Here is an 18,864-nt window from a genome sequence, read left to right as displayed (position 1 = left end):
GCTATCAACACGACCGATCCTACGATGGACGCAATCCAAGTCAAGAACGACACCAAGCCCGCATCACGTCGGATCCCGGACCGCAGGCGGTAAATTCCTTGGATCCCGCCGCCCTGCCCCGCCGAACCCGAAAACGGTGAGTCGATATGAGTGACCTGCTGGAGCGGCTGCGCGAGCGCGGCTGGCGGATGACCTCCCAGCGGCGTGTCGTCGCGGAGGTGCTCGACGGCGACCACGTGCACCTCACGGCCGACGAGGTGCACGCCCGCGCGGTGGAGCGACTGCCCGAGATCTCCCGGGCCACGGTCTACAACGCCCTGGGCGAGCTGGTCTCCCTGGGCGAGGTCATGGAGGTCACCACCGACGGCCGGGCCAAACGGTACGACCCCAACGCGCACCATCCGCACCAGCACCTGGTGTGCTCGGGCTGCGGCCTGATCCGCGACGTCCACCCCACCGGCGACCCGATGGCCGGGCTCCCGGCCGAGCAGCGGTTCGGCTTCACGGTGTCCGGGGTCGAGGTCACCTATCGGGGGCTCTGCTCCTCCTGCGCCTGAGCCGGGCCGCCGGGCCCGCCGCGCGAAACGGGCCGGGCCCGCCGCACTGAGCGGCGGGCCCGGCCCGGAATACGCCCGTACGAGACCGGGCGCACGGTGTGCGAAGTGGACGCGGGTCCGGAGCTGACGTCAGTCAGCCCGGCCGGACGTCAGCCCAGCTGGATGTCGGAGTCGGGCTGGGCGACCTTGAACAGCGCACGGGCGATCACGGCGGCGTCCTCATCGGTGAGGTGCGCGGAGAAGTGCTTCTGGATGCTGCGCATGTAGACCGGGGCCGTGGCCCGATGGGCCTCGGCCCCCGCGGGGGTGATCACGGCCCAGGAGGCCCGCTTGTCGTGGGGGTCCGGCAGCTTGTCCACGAGGCCGGCGCGCACCATCTCGTCGATCAGGCGGCTGACCCGGGTCCGGCTGAGGACCACCCGGTTGGCCACTTCCTGCATGCGCAGCCCGTGCTTCCCGGCCGCCTTGAGTTCGAGCAGTACGTCGTACCACGTCAGAGGGATCCGGCCGTCCCGCTGCACATCGCTCTCGATGGCGCGGACGGCGGTGTTGTGCGCGAGGAGCATCGCCCGCCACGCCTCGAGTCGATCATCCTGTCCGGTCACACGGTGATCCTACCCCCATTGCGTGCGCCCGCACATACTTGTTAAGGTGCGTGCGTACGCACTTATTGATCCTTGATTTTCGGAGGCTGGCTACATGGCGGTTCAGAACCTCTCCCGCGACGAGGTCAAGCAGAAGCTCGACAGCGGCAAGACCGCGGTCGTCGAGGCCCTGCCGGAGCAGTACTACAAGGAGGCGCACCTGCCGGGGGCGCTGCTCCTCCCCGTCGACGACGTCGACACGCTGGCCCCCGGCCTGCTGCCCGACAAGGACGCCGAGGTCATCGTCTACTGCACCGGCACGACCTGCTCCAACTCGGGGATCGCGGCCGAGCGGCTCGCGGAGCTCGGCTACTCGAAGGTCTTCACCTACAAGGACGGCAAGGAGGACTGGATCGGGGGCGGGCTCCCGACCGAGTCCGGCGTCTGAGCGCAGCGCCCACACACGAGCAGGAGGAACGGACGATGACCAGTAGCGCGAACGCGCCCACCCGCACCGTGGACGGGGTCGAACTCCCGGCCGTGGGCGACTGGAAGGTCGACCCGGGACATGCGGAGGTCGGCTTCCTCGGCCGGCACTTCATGCTCACGAAGGTGCGCGGCCGGTTCACCGGTGTCGACGCCACCGTCTACATCGGCGAGCGGCCCGAGGACAGCAAGGTCACCGCGGTGATCGACATGGCCAGCGTCAACAGTGGGGACACGGCCCGGGACGACCACCTCCGGTCCGCCGAGTTCTTCGACGTGGCCGAGTACCCCCGGGCCACGTTCACCTCGACCTCGGTGAGCTGGAACGGCACGAGCGGCACGCTCGCGGGCGATCTCACGATCAAGGACTTCACCCGCCGCGTCGAGCTCGACGTCGACTACCTGGGCCACGCCAAGGACCCGTGGGGCAACGACCGCACGGTGTTCTCGGCACACGGCAAGATCAACCGCGAGGACTGGGGCCTGACCTGGAACATGGCCCTGGAAACCGGCGGGTTCCTGGTCTCCAAGGAGATCGAGCTCTCGCTGGAGATCGAGGCGGTCAGGGAGGTCTGACGCCCGGCGCGTCGACCTGCCGGTCCCGGTACGGCCCCAGCCGTGCCGGGACCACCCCTGCCCGTGTCCGGACCGCGTCCGCCTGCGTCCGTTCCACGCCGGCGGGCGTACGGACCTCCGTCGGCGGGCGCAACGGACCACGCCTGCCGGCGGAGCGCCCGTCAGGCCTCCAGGACCCGCCGCACCATCTCGCCCAGAGCTCCCCGGATCCGTCCGGGAGTGAATTCGCTGCTGCGCAGCGCTTGTTGCAGATCCGCGTCGACCATGGCGAGCAGCAGGTGCGAGGTGCCCTGGGCGTCCAGCTCCGGCCGCGCCTCGGCCAGCAGGACGGACAGGTGGCGCTGCCACAGGCAGTAGGAGCCGATCTGGTAGCGGACGCCCGGCGCGGTGGTCTCCGAGAGCCGGACCAGTTCCAGGTTCGCGTCGAGCAGGTCCAGATACGTATCGAAGAAGGCGGTGATCCGCGCACCCGCGTCGGCTCCGGGCCCCAGGGGCGGCGGTCCGAACAGCATCCTGCCCTGGAGCTCGCTCTCCTGGGCGTCGAGCAGGGCCACGGCGAGCCCGGACTTGCTTCCGAACCGGCGGAACAGCGTCCCCTTGCCCACGCCCGCGCGCGAGGCGATGGCGTCGAGGGACACGTTCTCGACGCCGTGCTCCCCGAAGAGTTCGGCGGCCACCGCCAGGATGCGGTCGCGGTTGCGCGCCGCGTCCGCGCGCTCGCGGACCGGCTTCCGGATGAGTTCGGTCACTTCAGGCGACCCGCTGGTCATTGTGTGTCTTTGTCCGTGACCTCGTAGGTACGTCGGTTGTCGCGAGTGTACCCAAGTCGGACATCACGCGCGTCTGGCGGGCCACGAGCACACCTAACCCCCAACTGCCTTTCTTCGCCGTTCGTTTGCTTGCCCCTGTGAACACGATGTGTCAGGGTCGTTGCCGAAACGGACCGCAGTCCGCTTATGGGGGACCACCATGACACAGCTCAAGGGCCACCGCACTGCATTCCCTTCAAGAGCCGGCCGCCCACGGGAGAGTTCCGTCCGCCCGATCGGCAGCTGATCCCGCCCACCGCGAGCACAGCGCGTCCGATCGCGCACCACTCCCCCTGGCACGCACGCCCTCGACCGGAGGAAGCATGACCACGCACATCAGCCCGACCAGCCCGGACAACCAGCTCCTGGACCTGACCCAGCACGAGATCCAGGCACTGCGCACGAGGTTCAACCTCGCCGACGCCCACACCCACCAGCAGCAGTCGGACAGCCAGCGCGAGATCGTCGCCCGGCTGCCCGAGCTCTGGTACGAGGCGGAGCGCGGGCTGCAGGCCACGGCCGAGGAGCGCTTCATCGAGGCCTTCTTCACCCTGCACGGCCAGGACACCGCCCTGGCCAAGAAGAAGACCCTGCTCTCGTACGCCGCCTCGATCTCGACGATGGTCGCCGGCATGTACCTCAAGCAGCAGCGCAAGTCGGTCACGCTGGTCGAGCCCTGCTTCGACAACCTCTACGACGTCCTGAACAACATGGGCGTACCGATGTACCCGATCGAGGAGTCGGCGCTCCACGACCCGGACCGGATCTACTCCGAGCTCAAGCGGCTGGTCCGCACCGACGCCCTGTTCCTCGTCGACCCGAACAACCCCACCGGCTTCACGCTGCTCCAGCACGGCCGCAAGGGCTTCGAAGAGGTGGTCCGCTTCTGCAAGGACCACAACAAGCTGCTGGTCATCGACTTCTGCTTCGCCTCGTTCACGCTCTACGACGAGAAGCTCGCCCGCTTCGACATCTACGAGCTCCTCGAAAGCTCCGGCATCTCCTACCTGGCCATCGAGGACACGGGCAAGACCTGGCCCGTCCAGGACGCCAAGGCGGCCATGATCACGGCCAGCGACGACATCCGCGAGGACGTCTACAACCTGCACACCAGCGTGCTGCTCAACGTCTCGCCCTTCGTGCTGAACATGCTGACCCAGTACGTCCAGGACTCCACCCGCGACCAGCTCGCCTCCGTCCGCGAGGTCCTCACCCAGAACCGCGAGGCGATACGCAAGGCGATCGACGGCACGATCCTGGAGTACCAGGAGCCCGTCGCCGGAGTGAGCGTCGCCTGGGCGCGCATCAACCACCCGGAACTGACCGCGTCCGAGCTGCAGCGCCTGCTGGCCGAGGCCGAGGTGTACGTCCTGCCCGGCCGGTTCTTCTTCTGGAGCCAGCCCGACCGCGGCGAGGCCTTCGTCCGCTTCGCCCTCGCGCGCGACCCGCAGGTGTTCTCCGACGCCATGGCCCGGATGCGCGAGGTGCTCGACCGCCATGCCGTCTGACACGCGCGTCCGTGACGAGTACGCCGACGCCGCCCTCTTCCTCGGCATGAACAGCGAGGACGAGGACGTGCGCCGCGCCTGCAAGGCCTTCTTCGTGGACCGGCTCGACGCCAGCATCGTCATGAGCCTGGAGCAGGTGGGCCGCTGCGACGACATCATCTGGGGCTTCTCCCGCGAACTCCAGGACGCCTACTACCCGTTCATGGACAACCTGCACACCGTCATGCACATCCGGCGGCTCGGCTACGAGGAGGCCGACGTCCTGCGGGCCACCGACACGGAGCTGCCCCGGTCCCTTCCGGTGCACGAGCGACTGCTCCTGGGCATGGTCCAGGGCCGCGAGGGGCTGCTGCACACGGCCAGCCCGCGCCTCGCGGCCACGACCGGGTTCGCGCTGCGCGCCGTGACCGGCGCCGACGGCGCCGACGGGCCGGAAGCCCGCTTCCCCGAACCGCTGGAAGACCTCTACCAGCAGTCCCTCGCCCTGCGCGTGCCGGCCGAAGCCCTGTGACGGAGGACCGATGATCACCGGAATGACCACCGCGCTCGTCACCCCGGTCGACGCGGCGGGAGAGATCGACGAGAAGAGCATGGCCCGCCTGATCGCCACCGTACGGCCGTACGCGGACGCCCTGTTGCCGGCGCTGAGCACCGGCGAGGGGGGCTCCCTGTCGGACGCGCAGTGGCAGGACACGCTGACCGCCGCCGTCCGGTACGCCGACGGGTTACCCGTCCTCGCCGGCATCCTGCGGCCCACCACGGCCGCGGTCCTCGCCCTCGCCCGCGGCGCGGCCGCACTCGGCGCCGCCGCGGTCGTGGCCACCACCCCGTACGGGGCGGAGGTGACCCAGGAGGAGATGTACCGCCACTTCGAGGCGGTGGCCGGAGCCGGCCTGCCCGTGATCGTCTACCACGAGTCGGCCGTCTCCCGGAACAGCCTCGAACTGGGCACCCTGCTGCGCATCTGCGCGCTGCCGGGAGTGGCCGGGGTCAAGGACTCCGCCGGAGAGCCCGAGTTCACCCGGTCGCTGATCGCCGCCGGCCCGGGCGTGCCCGTGGTCCAGGGGCTCGAACACCTCCTGCTGGACTCCGGGCCCGTCGACGGCTGGGTCGTCGCCCTGGGCAATGTCGAACCGGAGCTCTGCCGGGCCCTGTTGACCGACCGCGGCGCGGAGCGGGCGGCCGAACTGCACACCGCGTACGCACGGTACGGACTGGACCGGGACGACTGGTACCGCTCGCTGAAGACCGAACTGCTGCGGCGCGCCGTGATCGAGACCGACCGGGAGGTCCCGTGCTGAACCTGACACCGAAGCCCGAAGACAGCCCGCAGAAAAGGCTGTTCATCCACAACCGCACCCTCCAGAACTCAACGGTCCTGGCCCGGATCGAGGACCTGGAGGCGACCTGGATCGAGCCGCTCGTCGAGGACCTCGCCGACCGCACTCCCCCGCTCGCCGGCCGCGCCGAGTGGAAGGAGCGCCTCGCCGGACTGCTGGCCCTCGAACGCGAGGGCAGCCCCGCCGGCAGCTACCTCGCCGAGAAGGCCACCCGGGAGCAGTTCACCCACGTGGTAAGGGAGTTCGCCCTCGACGGACTCACCGAGGCGCAGAACTTCTTCCCGGCGATCCCCCGGCTCCCGATCCGCGCGCAGATGGCCGTGATGCGGGTGCTCATCGACGAGTTCGGCTGCGGCAACCTCCAGCAGACCCATTCCAAGCTCTACCTGGACCTGCTCGCCGAACTGGGGCTCCCCCAGGAGCTGGAGAGCTTCCTCGACACCACCGGCGACGAGACGTACGCCTTCCTCAACGTCTTCTACTGGCTCACCCAGCGCGCCGAGCACGTCGAGTACTTCCTCGGCGCACTCGCCTACCTGGAGGCCAGCATCCCCGACGCCTTCACCGTGCAGGCCCGCGCCTGCGCCCGGCTCGGGATCGCGCAGGGCCGGTACTACACCGAGCACCTGCACATCGACACCTTCCACATGCGGGAGATGCAGACCGCGATCAAGGAGTACGAGGCTGCGCGCGGACTCGACGCGACGAAGCTCTGGGTCGGGGCGCAGCTGCTGTCCGGGCTGATCGGGGGCGCCTTCGACGCCGCCGTCGAGCGTGCGCGGGAGGTGGCATGAGCGACGCCGTGCTGGAAGAGCTGCCGGGCGGCCGGGTGCGGGTCCGCGTCTCGGGCCGGGAGTTCGTGATCGACGCCGCCTGTACGCACCGGCTCGGCCGGCTCGTGCACGGGCAGGTCAATCCGCGCACCCTGCGCATCACGTGCCCGCTGCACGGCACCGGCTTCGACCTGGCCACCGGCTGCCCGGTGTCCGGCGCGGCGGCGGAGCCGCTGACGGTGCACCATGCGGGCGTGCTCGGGCAGCTCTACGAGCAGCAGGACGTGTGGCTGCCGGCCTCCGAGCGGCTGCTCGAATGGGACGACGGCTTCCACGACCTGATGCTGGGCGACCGGTTGCGCATGGCCGCGTACAGGGCGGCCATCACCGAGGCGGTGCGGCCCGGCGCCACCGTGCTCGATCTGGGCACCGGTACCGGCATCCTGGCCCAGTGGGCGCTGGAGGCGGGAGCGGCCCGGGTCTACGGCATCGACCTCAACGAGAAGATCCTGGAGACCGCGACGCGGCGGCTCACCGAGGCCGGGTTCGGGGACCGTTTCCATCCGCTGCGCGGTTTCTCCTTCGACATCGAGCTGCCCGAGCGGGTGGACCTGATCATCTCCGAGATCATGGGCAACCTCGCCGACAACGAGAACTGCGTCGCGATCCTCGACGATGCCCGCAGCCGTTTCCTGCGGCCGGGCGGCGCCATGCTTCCGGTGGCCGTGGAGAGCTATCTCGTACCGGTCACCGCGGAGGCGGCCCACGGGGCGGTCCGCGACGGGTCGCCGCAGGACGCCGGCAGCCCGGCCGAGTTCGCCGAGCTGCTGAAGGGGCGGGGGGCCAGGGACGCCTTCGACCTCTACTACGACGCGATCATCCCGCTGGGCGGCCAGCTCTCGGCGCCGCGGCTGCTGCGCCGGTACGCCTTCGAGGGGACGCACGGCGCGCACGAGACCTCGTACGAGGTTCCGCTCGTGTACACCGTCCAGCGGGCGGGGCTGTTCACCGGCTTCAAGGGCTATTTCGTGGCCACGCTGTCGGAGACCGTGGCCCTGGACATCTCCGGCGACGAGGTGGCGGCGGACGATCCGCAGGCCCGTACGACCTCGGACAGCTGGAAGCACGCCTACCTGCCGGTCCGGGAGGCCGTGCCGGTGCGGCCGGGCGACCGGATCGCGCTCACCTTCTCCCGGCGGCACCCGGCGGACACCGGATCCGGATCCTTCGGACAGGTCTACGGCTGGGAGGGCTCGGTCGTCTCCGGGGACGTCACCGTGGCCCGGTTCTCGCACAGCACCCGGCCCGACCAGGAAGGCTGGACCCCGTGACCACGACGACCACGACCACGACCGAGGGCCGGCTCGCGGATCCGCGGCTGCCCGCGACGCCCGACACGATCAGCGTCTACACCGATCTGAACTGCTCCTTCGCCCACGTGGCCGTGCACCGGCTGCACGAGACCCGGCGCAAGCTGGGGCTGGAGGGCCGGATCTGGTTCGACTTCCGGGCCTTCCCGCTGGAGCTGTTCAACCGGGAGGTCAACGCCCGGCCCGGCGTCGACTCCGAGATCTCGGTGCTCGGCGCGCTCGAACCGGAGGCCGGCTGGCGGCTGTGGCAGGGGCCGGACTGGGCCTACCCGGTCACGACCCTGCCTCCGCTCGAAGCGGTGCACGCGGCCAAGTCCCAGTCCCTGGAGGCCAGTGAGCGGCTCGACCGCGCACTGCGCCGCGCCTTCTGGGCGGAGGGCCGCTGCATCTCGATGCGCCACGTCATCCTGGACGTGGCCGCCGCGACGGGGGCCGTCGACGTGGACGCGCTCGCGCACGCCCTGGACACGGGCTCGGCGCGGGCCGCCGTGACGGCCCAGTACGAGTCGGCGCGCGAGGGCCGGGTCAACTGCAGCCCGCACGTGTTCCTCCACGACGGCACCGACATGGCCAACCCCGGCATCGAGGCTCACTGGGTGAACGGGGACTTCGGAGAGGGCTTCCCCGTGATCGACCGGGACCGCCCGGAGGTGTACGAGGAACTCCTGGCGCAGGCCGCCCTGTTGCTGCCCTGATTCCGCACCGTAGCCGGTCGCGGAAGGCGGTCAGACCCGGTCGGCCGCGATCAGCAGGTACTGGAAGGAGCCGTCCTTGTAGGACTCGATGAAGGCCTCTTCGATGCCGGTGACCAGCGAGGACGTGGCCCGCAGCTCCCAGTAGGGCAGGGTCGCGGGGGTCAGGTCGATGACCGCCTGCGGCACGAGCCGGTTGTCCGCCATGGAGCGCAGGTACTCCCGGCGGGAGTGGATGTTGCACTCGAAGTGCGCGTTGATCTGGGAGACCCACTTCGAGGGCTGGCCGTACCGCGGGTTCCAGCAGCCGGTGATGGTCACGTACCGGCCGCCGACCTTCAGGACGCGGGAGTGCTCGGCGAACAGGTCGTCCAGGTCGACGTACATGCTCGACTCGTTGTTCCAGGACGCCGCGGCCTGCCCGGTCTCGAAGGGCGTGCCGAGCATGTTGCAGACGCGGGCCCGGACGTGGTCGTCGATGCCGAGCTCGCGGGCGCGCTGGTTGGCGAAGTCGGCCTGCTTGGCGGACAGGGTGACGCCCTCGACGTTGCATCCGAAGCGCTGGTGGGCCATGACCATCGAGCCGCCGCGGCCGCAGCCGGCGTCCACGAGCGTGTCCTCGCGGCCGATGGGGCCGAGGTGGTCCAGGAGGACTTCGGCCTGCGCCGACTCCAGCCGGTGGAGCTCGGCGACCAACTTCTTCTCGTAGGCGGCGTCTTCGGTGTCGCCGAGGGCGGAGTGGTCGACGTCGCCGATGCCGTAGTGGTGGTGGTAGAGGCCGTCCACGTCACCGAGACGCAGGTTCACCGGCCGGGCCTCGTTGTTCCAGTAGCGGGCGATGTCCCCCTGGTAGGGGGTCGCCGGGCCGGGAATGACGACCGGGGCCGGGGTGGCGCCGTGGGAGCCGGTGGTGCCGGTGGTGAAATCAGTGCTGGTCACTAATAGATCCGTCCTTACCAGAAGTCGGGCAGGCTGTAGCGATAGGTATTGGTCTGGTGCCAGTAGTGGTTGCCGTCGACCCAGACGGCGACTCCCCGCAGGAAGCGCAGCACGCTCGGGACGGGGCAGGCCGCGGCCAGGGCGGCGGCCTCCGCTTCGAAGGCGTGCATGAGGTCGTTGTGAACCTCGACCGCCTTCAGGTAGCCCTCCTTGTCGGAGGTCCCCTCCCGGTCGGCGATCACCACGGGAAGGTTCATGTGCCGTCCTGGGGCGGCGAGTTCCTTGGTGTAGGAGTACAGGTCGTTGACGATCGTGGTGGCGTTCCCGGCGAGCGCGATGACCCGCTGCATGGCGGCCTGGGCGTGCAGATCGGCCGGCAGCTCGTAGCCGCCGACGGTGTCGGTGATGGTGGGGCAGGGGCGGAAGTTGTTGAACTGCCGCATGGCCAGGTACTCCCACACCTCGGGGACGTACTCGGTCTGGCTCCAGGCCGCCTCCGCCAGGTACCCCAGGTGCAGCCGTGCCATGTCGTGCCGGTAGCGGTCCGCCTGCGAGGGGGTGGCCTGCCGGAGGAAGTACTCCATGGCGGAGCTGTAGGCGCGCCGGGGCGCGTCCGACCGGAGCGACTCGGCCCACGCGGGCTCGTACTCCTTCGTCGTGTGCAGGGGGTCGATGGCGGTGTGCGCCAGCAGGAGGCGTCCGCCGAGGCCGATGGGCGAGCCGCCGTGGTCCTCGCAGTAGCAGTCGTCGACCGCGTTCTCGGCGACCATCAGCCGGGTGGCGACCATCAGGTGCTCGATGGTCGGGGCGTCCGGGTGGCAGGCCACCATGTAGCGCCCGACGTGGAAGCCGTCGAACTGGTTCTCCCAGGCATCGGGGAACAGGTCGACCTCCTCCACCGCCCAGGCCTTGATCCGGCGGCTGACCTCCGCCACCCGCACCGGGTCGGGTTCCGGCACCGGGTGGTGGTAGAGGCCCGGGATCGGGATTCCGGCCGCCGGAGCGGCGGGCTCCGGAGCCGCCGCGGGCGCGGGGGGCTCCTCCCGGCGGGCCGGGTGCAGGCCCGTCGTGCCCAGACCGCTGGGTCCGCCCAGGAGCCGTTGCAGGGCGGCGCTCGGGGCGGACGGGGCGGTCGGGGCGGTCGGGGCGGGTAACGCCTGCCGGCCGGGTACTGCGGGTCCGGCGGGCAGACCGCCGGACGCGTGGGCCCGGGCGCTGCCGAGGACGTGGGCTCCGAACTGGGCAGCGGCGCCGGGCAGGCTCGACTGCAGAGGGGAAGGCCCGGGCTCGGGCATCCGTGACTCCTTGGTGGGGTGGGTGGTCCGTCCCGGATCCCGGGCGCGCTCGGCCGGCCCGCGAGGGTCCGGGCTGTCGTCGTACGGGTCCGCCGGCCGGTCAGTCGCTGCGGCGGGCGATCTGGACGTTCTCCAGGACGCCGAGGGCGTCGGGCACCAGGATCGCGGCGGAGTAGTAGGTGGTGACCAGGTAGGAGATGATCGACTTCTCGTCGATGCCCATGAAGCGGACCGACAGGCCCGGCTCGTACTCCTCGGGCAGACCGGTCTGGCGCAGGCCGATGACGCCCTGGTTGTCCTCGCCGGTGCGCATGGCGAGGATCGAGCTGGTGTTCTCCTTGGAGATGGGGATCTTGTTGCACGGCAGGATCGGGACCCCGCGCCAGGCGGGGACCTGCTGGCCGCCCACGTCCACGTGGTCGGGGTAGAGCCCGCGGGCGTTCATCTCGCGGCCGATCGCCGCGATCGTGCGGGGGTGGGCGAGGAAGAGCTTGGTGCCGCGGCGGCGGCAGAGCAGCTCGTCCATGTCGTCCGGGGTGGGCGGGCCGGAATGGGTCTGGATCCGCTGCTTGAAGGCGGCGTTGTGGAGCAGGCCGAACTCCCGGTTGTTCACCAGCTCGTGCTCCTGGCGTTCGCGCAAGGCCTCGATGGTGAGCCGGAGTTGCTCCTCGGTCTGGTTCATCGGGCCGTTGTAGAGGTCGGCGACCCTCGTGTGCACCCGCAGGACGGTCTGGGCGATGGAGAGTTCGTACTCGCGCGGCTTCGATTCGTAGTCCACGAAGGCGCCGGGCAGTTCGGCCTCGCCGGTGTGGCCGGCCGACATCGCGATCTCGGCCTCGCCGTGCTTGTTCTGCCGTTGCAGGGGCAGCGAGCTGAACCGCTGGATGTGCTCCTGGAGGTGCGGCGCATTGGACACGATGCCGGCGAAGTCGGCGCGGGAGAGGGTGAGGAGGGTGCCGGGGGTCTCGGCGGTGGCCGTGTAGTCCCACCGGGCGTCGGAGTCCAGCAGGGCGTTCTCGCCGAACCGGTCGCCGTCGGCGAGCACCGCGACGGAGATCTCGTCCCCGTACTTGCCCTCGGAGGTCTGGCTGATCCGGCCGTGGGCGATCAAGTGGACCTGCTCGGCGGCAGCGCCCCGCTCGACCAGCACCTCACCGGCACGGAAATCGCGCTGGACGCAGCGGCCGGCGATCGCCGCCAGCACCTCTTCGTCGTCGAAGCCGCGCAGCAGGGCCAGTTCACCGAGCTCGCGCGGGATCACCTGGACGCGGGCACCGTCCTGGACGAACTCGATGCTCCCGTCGCCGACGGTGTAGGTCAGCCGGCGGTTCACCCGGTAGGCGCCGCCCTTGGTCTCCACCCAGGGCAGCATCCTCAGCAGCCAGCGGGAGGTGATCTCCTGCATCTGCGGGGCGGACTTGGTCGTGGTGGCAAGGTTGCGGGCGGCCGACGTGCCCAGGCTGGACTGCTTGGGCGGATCCAGCTGGGCTTCCGGGCTGGTGTCAACGGTCATCGGTCGGGCTCTCCTTCATCAGCGGGGAAGGGAAAAGGCGAACGTCTGGGCGTCCGTCCAGATCCCGGGGAACCGTAACGGCGGTACTCCCCGGCCGACCGTGAAAAAACGATGCCGTTGCTTCGTTCTGGTGATCCTGCCCCGCATGGGGTTTGTTTGTCAGACCGACGATTTCCAGCCGGGGTGGGGCACACGGCCTCTTGGATGATTCACCGTGGCCGGACCGGCCGGACCGGCCGGTTTCCGTGTTCGGGACCAGTCGCCCCCTCGGGTCCATCCCTGGTTCACTGACTGCGGACACCCGCTCCCTGGGCTGCTTGCGGCTCTCGCTGCCACAGGGGGCGTGGTGGAGGAAGCCCCCTGCCCGCCGATCGCGGTGTTCGGCGAGCAGGGGGCTCCGTCATGCAGGCCGTGGCAGCCCTGATCCCCTGCGGATCCGGGCCCGGTCCATCCGGCCCGTCCGGTCAGACGTACATGTTCTTCTCGTCGTACGAGGGTCCGTAGTAGCGCTCCAGCGACTCCAGGGACTCGTGCGTGCGCTCCAGGCTCTTGGAGATCCTCGCCCGGGACGGGGCGGCTTCCGGATTCCAGGTCTCCGGCTTCCACAGGGCGGAGCGCACGAAGGCCCTGGAGCAGTGGAAGTAGACCTGTTCGACCTCGACGAGGAGCGCGAGGGTGGGCCGGTGCCCCTGCACGGTCAGCTCGTCGAAGAAGGGTGCGTCGCGCAGCAGCCGGGCCCGGCCGTTGATGCGCAGGGAGTCCCCACGGCCGGGGATCAGGAAGAGCAGACCGACGTGCGGGTTGGTGAGGATGTTGCGGAAGCCGTCCGCGCGGCGGTTTCCGGGCCGGTCCGGGATCACGAGGGTGGTGTCGTCCAGGATCTTGGCGAAGCCGGCCGGGTCGCCCTTGGGCGAGACGTCGCAGGTGCCGTCGGCGGCGGAGGTGGAGATCAGGCAGAGCGGGGAGTGCGCGAGCCACTGCGCGTGGTGCTCGTGGAGGGTCCGCCGTTCCTTGCCCAGGGCCACCGCGGTCGGCTCCCCCAGGAGCTCGCGCAGTTCTCCCTCGCTGGTGATCTCCTCGAACGCCCCTGTGTCCGCAGCCACTTCCCCGCCCCCCGCCCGTTCGCCGGCGGCGTCCGCCGCCGCCCTACGGCGACTATGCCACTGGATGCGCGTACGAAGGAGCGCCCCCCACCAGCGGCGGCCTTCATGGAATCGTCCTAAAGGGTGCTTGACCGATCAATCTTCTGCACGTAACTTCGACCGCACCAACTCGAGAGCCCCCTGGAAGGAGGCGAAGCCGGATGTCGACCCTCTCCGTACCGCTTCGCCTCGCTCACCAGACCGCCTGGGCTCCGGGTCGTGTAGCACACGGCTGCTGAACGGCCCCCTTCCGGCGTGCCCGATCGCGGCCCCGGAACGTTTACATCACCCCGTCACCTTTTACGGCACCTCCTTGCGTGCCGGTTCGCCGCGCTCGCGGGACATCGAGCTGCGGCCACTGAACGAGAAAGTTCCTGCCATGGCGACTAGGACAGTCCGATCGACCGCGCCCCGGAACGGGGACGTACCGTGGTAGCGGCGCGGATCACGGTCAACGGGAAAGAAACACCGATCGCTCCGGCCGCAGCCCACACCACGGTGCTGGATTTCCTGCGCGACCGCGGCCTCACCGGAACCAAAGAGGGCTGCGCCGAAGGCGAATGCGGTGCCTGCTCGGTGCTCGTGGCCCGGCCGGGGGTGAACAAGCCCACCGACTGGGTGGCGGTCAATGCCTGCCTGGTTCCGGCCCTGGCCCTCGACGGTCAGGAGGTCATCACCTCCGAAGGCCTCGCCACCGTCGACGAGTCCGGCGCGGCCACCGCGCTGCACCCCGTGCAGGAGGAGATGGCCGTCCGCGGCGGCTCCCAATGCGGTTACTGCACACCGGGGTTCATCTGCAGCATGGCCTCCGAGTACTACCGGCCCGACCGCTGCGCACACACCGACCCGGCGGCGGAGCCGGCCGCCGGTACCGACTCCGAGCACGGCCCGAACGGTTTCGATCTGCACGCGCTGAGCGGGAACCTGTGCCGCTGCACGGGCTACCGCCCCATCCGCGATGCCGCGTTCGCCGTCGGTTCGCCCGCCGAGGACGACGCCCTGGCGCAGCGGCGCGAGCAGTCCCCGCCCGAGGCCGCCGCCACCGAATACACCCGGGACGACAGCGAGTTCCTGCGGCCGGGCACCCTCGCGGAGACGGTGCGGCTGCTGAGCGAGCGGCCCGACGCGGTGGTGGTCGCCGGCAGTACCGACTGGGGCGTGGAGGTGAACATCCGCTCCCGCCGGGCGGGTTGCGTGGTCGCGGTGGACCGACTGCCCGAACTGCGGGAGCTGCGCGCCGAGTCCGATCACCTGGTGATCGGTGCGGCGCAGACGCTCACCGAGATCGAGCGCCGCCTCGACGGCAGCGTCCCGCTGCTGGCGGAGCTGTTCCCGCAGTTCGCGTCCCGGCTCATCCGCAACAGCGCCACCCTCGGCGGCAATCTGGGGACGGGCTCCCCCATCGGTGACAGCCCGCCGGTCCTGCTCGCGCTGGAGGCCTCGCTGCTGCTGGCCGGCGCCGACGGCGAGCGCGAGGTCCCCCTGGCCGAGTACTTCACCGGCTACCGGCAGAGCGTGCGCCGTCCCGGCGAGCTGATCCGCGCGGTGCGCGTCCCGCTGCCGCTGTCGCCGGTCACGGCCTTCCACAAGATCGCCAAGCGGCGTTTCGACGACATCTCCAGCGTCGCGGTCGCCTTCGCGCTCGACATCGAGGACGGGATCGTCCGCAAGGCGCGCATCGGCCTGGGCGGCGTGGCCGCCACCCCGATCCGCGCCCTCGCCACCGAGGCCGCCCTGGAGGGCGAGCCCTGGACGGCTGAGGCCGTCGAGGCCGCGGCCCGGATCCTGCGGGCCGAGGGCACCCCCATGGACGACCACCGCGCCAGCGCGCTCTACCGCTCCGCGATGCTCGGCCAGAGCCTGAACAAGCTGTACGCGCAAACCACCGAGGCGGTGTCGTCATGAGCCAGTTGTCCGAGCGTCCCGAAAAGCCCGTCGTCGGGCAGTCGATGCCCCACGAGAGCGCGAACCTGCACGTCACCGGTGCGGCGCTCTACACCGACGACCTGGTGCACCGCACCAAGGACGTCCTGCACGCCTACCCGGTCCAGGTCATGAAGGCCCACGGCAGGATCACGGCGCTGCGCACCGAGCCGGCGCTCGCCGTACCCGGCGTGGTCCGCGTACTGACCGGGGCCGACGTGCCCGGGGTCAACGACGCCGGCATGAAGCACGACGAACCGCTGTTCCCCGACACGGTCATGTTCCACGGCCACGCGGTCGCCTGGGTGCTGGGCGAGAGCGTGGAGGCGGCCCGGCTCGGTGCGGCGGCCGTCGAGGTGGAGCTCGACGAACTGCCCTCCGTGATCACCTTGCGGGAGGCGATCGAGTCCGAGAGCTTCCACGGCGCCCGCCCCCGGATGCTGACCGGTGACGTGGACGCCGGTTTCGGGGACTCCGCGCACGTGTTCACCGGGGAGTTCCAGTTCTCCGACCAGGAGCACTTCTATCTCGAAACGCACGCGGCGCTCGCCCTGCTGGACGAGAACGGGCAGATGTTCATCCAGAGCAGCACCCAGCACCCCTCGGAAACGCAGGAGATCGTCGCCCACGTCCTCGGCCTGCACAGCCACGAGGTGACCGTGCAGTGTCTGCGGATGGGCGGCGGTTTCGGCGGCAAGGAGATGCAGCCGCACGGGTTCGCGGCCGTCGCCGCGCTCGGCGCCAAGCTCACCGGCCGGCCGGTTCGGGTACGGCTCAACCGGACCCAGGACCTGACCATGTCGGGCAAGCGCCACGGATTCCACGCCACGTGGAAGATCGGCTTCGACGCCGAGGGGCGCATCCAGGCCCTGGACGCCACCCTGACCGCCGACGGCGGCTGGAGCCTGGACCTGTCCGAGCCCGTCGTGGCCCGCGCGCTGTGCCACATCGACAACACCTACTGGATTCCCAACGCGCGCATCGCCGGCCGCATCGCCAAGACCAACAAGGTCTCCAACACGGCCTTCCGCGGTTTCGGCGGGCCCCAGGGCATGCTGGTGATCGAGGACATCATGGGCCGGTGCGCGCCGCTGCTCGGCCTGGATCCGATGGAGCTGCGCGAGCGCAACTTCTACCGGCGGGGCCAGTCGACGCCGTACGGGCAGCCCGTCCCCCACCCCGAGCGGATCTCCGCGATCTGGCAGCAGGTCCGGGACGACGCCGCGCTGGCCGAGCGGGGTCGCGAGATCGCGGCCTTCAACGCCGCGCACCCGCACACCAAGCGGGCGCTGGCGATGACCGGGATCAAGTTCGGCATCTCCTTCAACCTCACCGCCTTCAACCAGGCCGGTGCGCTGGTGCTGGTCTACAAGGACGGTTCCGTCCTGATCAACCACGGCGGCACCGAGATGGGGCAGGGCCTGCACACCAAGATGCTGCAGGTGGCCGCGACCACGCTGGGCATCCCGCTGCACAAGGTGCGCCTCGCCCCGACGCGCACGGACAAGGTGCCCAACACCTCGGCGACCGCCGCCAGTGCGGGCGCGGACCTCAACGGCGCGGCGGTGAAGAACGCCTGCGAGCAGATCCGCGACCGGCTGCTCCAGGTGGCCGGCACGCAGCTGGGTACGAACGCCTCGGACGTGCGCATCGTCGAGGGCGTCGCGCGCGCCCTGGGCGTCGACAAGGAGCTGGCCTGGGACGACCTGGTGCGCACCGCGTACTTCCAGCGGGTCCAGCTCTCGGCGGCCGGTTTCTACCGGACCGAGGGCCTGCACTGGGACGCGAAGGCGTTCCACGGCTCGCCGTTCAAGTACTTCTCGTACGGGGCCGCGGCGACCGAGGTGGAAGTGGACGGCTTCACGGGCGCGTACCGGATCCGGCGGGTGGACATCGTCCACGATGTCGGCGACAGCCTCTCCCCGATGATCGACATCGGTCAGGTCGAGGGCGGTTTCGTCCAGGGCGCGGGCTGGCTGACGCTGGAGGACATGCGCTGGGACTCCGGCGACGGCCCGAACCGCGGCCGTCTGCTGACCCAGGCCGCCAGTACGTACAAGCTGCCGAGCTTCTCCGAGATGCCCGAGGAGTTCAACGTCAGGCTGATGGAGAACGCCACCGAGGAGGGCGCGGTCTACGGGTCCAAGGCGGTCGGTGAGCCCCCGCTGATGCTGGCCTTCTCGGTCCGGGAGGCCCTGCGGCAGGCGGCCGCGGAGTTCGGGCCGGCCGGAACCAGTGTGGAGCTGGCCTCGCCGGCCACGCCGGAGGCGGTGTACTGGGCGATCGAAGGGGTCCGCAAGGGCGCTGTGCCCGGCGGCGGGCAGCCGGCCGGGGACAGTGGGGTCCCGGCCGGTGCCGGTGCCGATGCAAGCGCTTTGAGCCATGTCTGACATGAGCTGGGTCGCCGCGGTCGCGCGGTTGCGGGCACGCCGGGAACCCGGCGTGCTCGTGACCGTCGCGACCGTGCGCGGCCACGCGCCCCGCAAGGCCGGTGCCAAGCTCGTCGTGGGGCGGTCCGAGACCTGGGGGTCGATCGGCGGGGGCAACATCGAGGCCGTCGCCATCGACCGGGCGCGCGAGCTGTGCGGCGCGGCCGATCCGGAGCCGGAGCTGATGGAGTTCGCCCTGAACGACAAGGTGACCAGCCGGCACGGCGTGCAGTGCTGCGGCGGGGCCGTCACCGTACTGCTCGAACCGCTGCCGGTGGTGCAGGCGGTGGCGGTCTTCGGCGTCGGGCACGTCGGGCTGGAACTGGCGCGGATCCTGGCCCGCCAGGACCTCGACCTGCACCTCGTCGACAGCCGCTCCGACATGCTGACCGGGGAGCGGCTCGGGGTGCTGTCGGACGCGGTGGCGCAGGTGCACACGCACCACACCCCGCTGCTGCCGGAGACGGTGCTCGGGGAGCTGCCGCCCGGCACCCACGTCCTGATCATGACGCACGATCACGCCGAGGACGCCGCGCTGTGCGACGCCGCCCTGCGCACCGACGGTCTCGGTTCGATCGGTCTGATCGGCTCGTCCGCGAAGTGGGCGCGGTTCCGGCAGCGCCTGGCCGCGGAGGGCGGTCACGACGCCGGCACCATCGACCGGATCCAGACCCCGATCGGGCTGACCGAGATCACGGGCAAGGAGCCCGCGACGATCGCGGTGAGCGTCGCGGCGGACCTGCTGCGCACCTTCGAGCAGGACCGCCAGTGGGCGGTTCCGCACACCCTGGCCGAGGTGGTCTACCCGACGGCCGGCTCCCACCCCGGCTACGCGGCCACCAACCTCCAGACCGCAGGACCACGGGCGGAGGGACGCAGGGGCACGGAACGGCTCATGGAGATCGGCAACCGCGTCTTCGCCCAGTCC

At 70.5% G+C, this 18,864-nt stretch carries 18 protein-coding genes; 12 read left to right on the top strand and 6 right to left on the bottom strand.

Annotated features, from left to right (window positions below; all coding sequences use genetic code 11):
* The first annotated feature begins 146 nt into the window (after window positions 1-146).
* Window positions 147-557: a Fur family transcriptional regulator gene (locus ACFWNV_RS14340; RefSeq protein WP_383945639.1), complete on the top strand. Its 411-nt coding sequence runs from the start codon at window positions 147-149 to the stop codon at window positions 555-557.
* 149 nt (window positions 558-706) lie between these two features.
* On the opposite strand, the gene ACFWNV_RS14335 is transcribed toward ACFWNV_RS14340, so the two are convergent.
* Window positions 707-1,162 carry a MarR family winged helix-turn-helix transcriptional regulator gene (locus tag ACFWNV_RS14335; protein ID WP_383945636.1) on the bottom strand — a complete coding sequence of 152 codons (456 nt, stop codon included), beginning with the start codon at window positions 1,160-1,162 and terminating at the stop codon, window positions 707-709.
* A gap of 94 nt (window positions 1,163-1,256) precedes the next feature.
* On the opposite strand from ACFWNV_RS14335, the gene ACFWNV_RS14330 reads away from it, so the two are divergent.
* Both ACFWNV_RS14330 and ACFWNV_RS14325 read left to right on the top strand, forming a co-directional pair.
* On the top strand, window positions 1,257-1,589 hold the full coding sequence (locus ACFWNV_RS14330; protein ID WP_383945633.1) for a rhodanese-like domain-containing protein: 333 nt from the start codon (window positions 1,257-1,259) through the stop codon (window positions 1,587-1,589).
* Window positions 1,590-1,624: 35 nt separating this feature from the next.
* Window positions 1,625-2,203 carry a YceI family protein gene (locus ACFWNV_RS14325; protein WP_383945630.1) on the top strand — a complete coding sequence of 193 codons (579 nt, stop codon included), beginning with the start codon at window positions 1,625-1,627 and terminating at the stop codon, window positions 2,201-2,203.
* 161 nt (window positions 2,204-2,364) lie between these two features.
* Here ACFWNV_RS14325 and ACFWNV_RS14320 read toward each other — a convergent pair whose 3' ends face one another.
* Window positions 2,365-2,952, bottom strand: a complete 588-nt coding sequence (locus ACFWNV_RS14320; protein WP_383945627.1) for a TetR/AcrR family transcriptional regulator — start codon at window positions 2,950-2,952, stop codon at window positions 2,365-2,367.
* Between the two features lie 383 nt (window positions 2,953-3,335).
* Between ACFWNV_RS14320 and ACFWNV_RS14315 the strand changes: the two genes are divergently transcribed.
* The 6 genes from ACFWNV_RS14315 to ACFWNV_RS14290 are packed head-to-tail and all read left to right on the top strand — an operon-like array spanning window position 3,336 to window position 8,698.
* Window positions 3,336-4,520 (top strand): pyridoxal phosphate-dependent aminotransferase, encoded by a 1,185-nt coding sequence (locus ACFWNV_RS14315; RefSeq protein WP_383945624.1) that lies wholly within the window; start codon window positions 3,336-3,338, stop codon window positions 4,518-4,520.
* Window positions 4,510-5,031 carry a DUF6190 family protein gene (locus ACFWNV_RS14310; RefSeq protein ID WP_383945621.1) on the top strand — a complete coding sequence of 174 codons (522 nt, stop codon included), beginning with the start codon at window positions 4,510-4,512 and terminating at the stop codon, window positions 5,029-5,031. The genes ACFWNV_RS14315 and ACFWNV_RS14310 overlap by 11 nt, the downstream gene beginning before the upstream one ends.
* A gap of 10 nt (window positions 5,032-5,041) precedes the next feature.
* Window positions 5,042-5,821, top strand: coding sequence for a dihydrodipicolinate synthase family protein (locus ACFWNV_RS14305; RefSeq protein WP_383945618.1), 780 nt, complete (start codon window positions 5,042-5,044; stop codon window positions 5,819-5,821).
* Window positions 5,815-6,654, top strand: coding sequence for an iron-containing redox enzyme family protein (locus tag ACFWNV_RS14300; protein ID WP_383945615.1), 840 nt, complete (start codon window positions 5,815-5,817; stop codon window positions 6,652-6,654). Before ACFWNV_RS14305 ends, ACFWNV_RS14300 begins: the two co-directional genes overlap by 7 nt.
* A complete protein-coding gene (locus ACFWNV_RS14295; protein WP_383945612.1) occupies window positions 6,651-7,964 on the top strand; it encodes a methyltransferase domain-containing protein in 1,314 nt (437 codons plus the stop codon). Before ACFWNV_RS14300 ends, ACFWNV_RS14295 begins: the two co-directional genes overlap by 4 nt.
* The gene (locus ACFWNV_RS14290; protein WP_383945609.1) at window positions 7,961-8,698 is read left to right on the top strand and encodes a DsbA family protein; all 738 of its coding nucleotides are present in this window, start codon (window positions 7,961-7,963) and stop codon (window positions 8,696-8,698) included. Before ACFWNV_RS14295 ends, ACFWNV_RS14290 begins: the two co-directional genes overlap by 4 nt.
* A gap of 30 nt (window positions 8,699-8,728) precedes the next feature.
* Here the strand turns inward: ACFWNV_RS14290 and ACFWNV_RS14285 are convergent, their stop codons facing one another.
* From ACFWNV_RS14285 to ACFWNV_RS14270, 4 genes are all read right to left on the bottom strand, one after another.
* On the bottom strand, window positions 8,729-9,634 hold the full coding sequence (locus ACFWNV_RS14285) for a geranyl diphosphate 2-C-methyltransferase (protein ID WP_383945607.1): 906 nt from the start codon (window positions 9,632-9,634) through the stop codon (window positions 8,729-8,731).
* Between the two features lie 14 nt (window positions 9,635-9,648).
* Window positions 9,649-10,929, bottom strand: a complete 1,281-nt coding sequence (locus ACFWNV_RS14280) for a family 2 encapsulin nanocompartment cargo protein terpene cyclase (RefSeq protein WP_383945605.1) — start codon at window positions 10,927-10,929, stop codon at window positions 9,649-9,651.
* Window positions 10,930-11,029: 100 nt separating this feature from the next.
* On the bottom strand, window positions 11,030-12,442 hold the full coding sequence (locus tag ACFWNV_RS14275) for a family 2B encapsulin nanocompartment shell protein (protein WP_383945602.1): 1,413 nt from the start codon (window positions 12,440-12,442) through the stop codon (window positions 11,030-11,032).
* 464 nt (window positions 12,443-12,906) lie between these two features.
* On the bottom strand, window positions 12,907-13,545 hold the full coding sequence (locus ACFWNV_RS14270) for a pyridoxamine 5'-phosphate oxidase family protein (RefSeq protein WP_383945599.1): 639 nt from the start codon (window positions 13,543-13,545) through the stop codon (window positions 12,907-12,909).
* Between the two features lie 468 nt (window positions 13,546-14,013).
* On the opposite strand from ACFWNV_RS14270, the gene ACFWNV_RS14265 reads away from it, so the two are divergent.
* From ACFWNV_RS14265 to xdhC, 3 genes are all read left to right on the top strand, one after another.
* Complete coding sequence (locus tag ACFWNV_RS14265; protein ID WP_383945596.1) at window positions 14,014-15,489, top strand: xanthine dehydrogenase small subunit; 1,476 nt, start codon at window positions 14,014-14,016, stop codon at window positions 15,487-15,489.
* Window positions 15,486-17,897 (top strand): xanthine dehydrogenase molybdopterin binding subunit, encoded by a 2,412-nt coding sequence (xdhB, locus tag ACFWNV_RS14260; protein ID WP_383945593.1) that lies wholly within the window; start codon window positions 15,486-15,488, stop codon window positions 17,895-17,897. The genes ACFWNV_RS14265 and xdhB overlap by 4 nt, the downstream gene beginning before the upstream one ends.
* The coding region (xdhC, locus tag ACFWNV_RS14255) for a xanthine dehydrogenase accessory protein XdhC (protein ID WP_383945590.1) at window positions 17,890-18,864 on the top strand (975 nt) is incomplete at its 3' end. The genes xdhB and xdhC, both read left to right, overlap by 8 nt.

Origin of the sequence: Streptomyces sp. NPDC058401 (assembly GCF_042722885.1) — a bacterium.
Lineage (GTDB): Bacteria > Actinomycetota > Actinomycetes > Streptomycetales > Streptomycetaceae > Streptomyces.
Note: the sequence above shows the minus strand (reverse complement) of the source record. Positions and strands in the feature narration are given on the sequence as shown.